This is a genomic window from Butyricimonas sp. BSD2780061689_150309_C8 (genome assembly GCF_015560935.1).
In the GTDB taxonomy this organism is placed as follows: domain Bacteria; phylum Bacteroidota; class Bacteroidia; order Bacteroidales; family Marinifilaceae; genus Butyricimonas; species Butyricimonas paravirosa.
The window spans coordinates 1-2,267 of record NZ_JADMSV010000059.1; the positions used below are offsets into that span (position 1 = coordinate 1).

Annotated in this window: 4 protein-coding genes; 3 read left to right on the forward strand and 1 reads right to left on the reverse strand. The window is 43.6% G+C overall.

Features of this window, described 5'->3' with window-relative positions; genetic code table 11:
* Positions 1-299 precede the first annotated feature (299 nt).
* From I2I33_RS20145 to I2I33_RS20155, 3 genes are read left to right on the forward strand one after another with little or no spacing between them, the layout of a single operon-like run.
* Entirely contained in the window at positions 300-623 is a 324-nt protein-coding gene (locus I2I33_RS20145) for a helix-turn-helix domain-containing protein (protein ID WP_022161965.1), read from the forward strand.
* 12 nt (positions 624-635) lie between these two features.
* Positions 636-929: a helix-turn-helix domain-containing protein gene (locus I2I33_RS20150; protein WP_022161964.1), complete on the forward strand. Its 294-nt coding sequence runs from the start codon at positions 636-638 to the stop codon at positions 927-929.
* The gene (locus tag I2I33_RS20155) at positions 926-1,237 is read left to right on the forward strand and encodes a helix-turn-helix domain-containing protein (RefSeq protein ID WP_022161963.1); all 312 of its coding nucleotides are present in this window, start codon (positions 926-928) and stop codon (positions 1,235-1,237) included. Before I2I33_RS20150 ends, I2I33_RS20155 begins: the two co-directional genes overlap by 4 nt.
* 25 nt (positions 1,238-1,262) lie before the next feature.
* Here I2I33_RS20155 and I2I33_RS20160 read toward each other — a convergent pair.
* On the reverse strand, positions 1,263-2,267 hold a 1,005-nt coding region (locus tag I2I33_RS20160), incomplete at its 5' end, for a site-specific integrase (protein ID WP_195666893.1).

Here is a 2,267-nt window from a genome sequence, read left to right on the forward strand (position 1 = left end):
TAAGTGGGTCAGTTTCGGTTATAAAGGTGGGTCAGGTGATTTTTATAATAGTGGGTCAAGTGACTTTATATTTTCCACAAAACATTGCAATAAAAGATTGCACGCTCTTGCATTTGCAATACTTCCATCAGTCTCGTTTTTATGGGGCTGATTTTTTATTTCTCTATTATTCAGCGACTTGCCATAATTTTATGTGGCAATATGCTCCATTGGTCCATGTTTTGGCCTATATCATAATGAAACCTGTTGCGCAACACGGTGTAAAAAATGGAATTATTACACTAAAAACAGAATTCATTATGATACAGATAGACAGGGAGACATTCCAGATGATGCTCCACCAGATAATGGAACGGTTTGACAGGATAGATGACAGACTGAACCGTATGAACAGGCAGACGGCCGCCCTTGAAGGTGACAAGCTGCTTGACAACCAGGATATGTGCGAACTCCTTGGTGTTACCAAGCGTACCCTTGCACGCTACCGCCAGAAGAAGCTCGTCACATACTACATGATTGACGGACGTACCTATTACAAAGCTTCGGAAGTCCAGGACTTCCTGAACAAAAAGGGAAAGGTGCTGCCTGCGAAAATAAAAAAGGAACTCGGTCTTCAATCCTAATAAAATGACGGTATGGAAATTATATGTATGGAAAAACAGACCTTTGACGAATTGGTTGTCCGCCTCAGCCTGATTGAGAAAAAAGTCATCGGTCTATGTAGTCAGACCAAAGACGCGGGACTGAAAAAATGGATGGACAATCAGGAGGTATGCGGGGTTCTCCGAATATCCAAGAAAACACTTCAGGTATATCGCGAGAAAGGACTGTTGCCTTTCACCCGGATCAAGAACAAGTTCTTCTACAAACCGGAAGATGTACAAAGCCTGTTGGAATCAAGTTATCACCCACAAAAAAGAAAGCCATGAGTTACGATCTTATAAACAGAAAAGACCAGCGGATTGATACTATTTTCAAAGGGCTGGAAAACATGGAGCGCATGATAGACGCAATACGGACGGCTCCAAGGCCCGCATTTCACGGTGATTATTTCCTCACGGACGAGGAACTTTCAAAGCTGTTGAAAGTAAGCCGGCGTACATTGCAGGAATACCGGACCCTTGGTGTGATACCTTACTATCTTGTGCAGGGAAAAGCCCTTTACAAAGAGTCAGACATACAAAAAGTTCTTGATGACGCTTATAAAAGATGCAGGGAAGAACAGCGATGGGTATGAAGCAAAAGTAAAAGAAACGGCCTCTTTACAAGGTCGTTTCTTTGTTGTCGGACAATTGGTATCCGAATCTCCTTCTTCGTTTCTTGACAATAACATCTTCTTCATACAGACCAGGAATCCGATCCATTCCGGCTGCTTTCAGCCGTTTCATGTCCTCATCCACTTTCCTGTCAGTCACTTTGGCGTAAAGCTGCGTGGTCTCAATACGCATGTGCCCCATCATTTTGCCGACTGTCTCGATTGGAACACCTAATGAAAGGGTTATATGGGTTCCGAAATTGTGTCGTGCCTTATGAAATGTAAGTTCAAATCCATAAACTTCACCCAACTGGTGGGCGAGCATAATGAAATACGTACGACTATACAGATTGAAAACCTTGTCATCCTTTCTCTGTTCCCGATATTTCTCTATTATCTTCAAAGGAATATCCAGCAATCGGACAGAAGACAGTGTTCCTGTTTTCTGGCGGTGGATATGAATCCACCATGAACCGTCTTCAGATTGAGTAATATCATTTACCCTCAATTTTTTCAAATCCGTATAGGCAAGTCCGGTAAAAGTAGAGAAGATGAACATATCCCTTACAAACTGAAGCTGTGGCTTCTCGACAGGTGTTGTAAGCAGTGTCTTCAGGTCTTCCAGCTTCAGATGACGACTTTTCCGTTTGGGCAGTTCAGGATGAAGGCGACAATACGGATCACGGCGGATTGTTCCCTGGCTGACAGCCCGCATGGTCATCTTCTTCAGCCTGTAAAGATGTTCATGCACGCTCTTCGGGCTTAAATTCCTGTCCGTCCTGAGAAAAAGTTCAAAGTCATCGTAGAACACACGGTCAAGACTACGTAGCAGTACATCCTCTACGCCGCGTTTTTCCTGCACGAAAGCCGAAAGGTGCTTATATGAACGTAAGTAGGAATCATAACTCTCCTTTATACGATCCACACCGATACGCTTCTTAAACTCCTCGTTATGCTCTCTGAAAAGAGCCAGCAGAGTTAGCGGTTTCTGACCGACTCCCATCACGGCATT

Bases quoted from the DNA above. Each gene is read 5' to 3' on its own strand.
- I2I33_RS20150 (WP_022161964.1), top strand. From the start codon at position 636: ATGGAAATTATATGTATGGAAAAACAGACCTTTGACGAATTGGTTGTC.
- I2I33_RS20155 (WP_022161963.1), top strand. From the start codon at position 926: ATGAGTTACGATCTTATAAACAGAAAAGACCAGCGGATTGATACTATT.
- I2I33_RS20145 (WP_022161965.1), top strand. From the start codon at position 300: ATGATACAGATAGACAGGGAGACATTCCAGATGATGCTCCACCAGATA.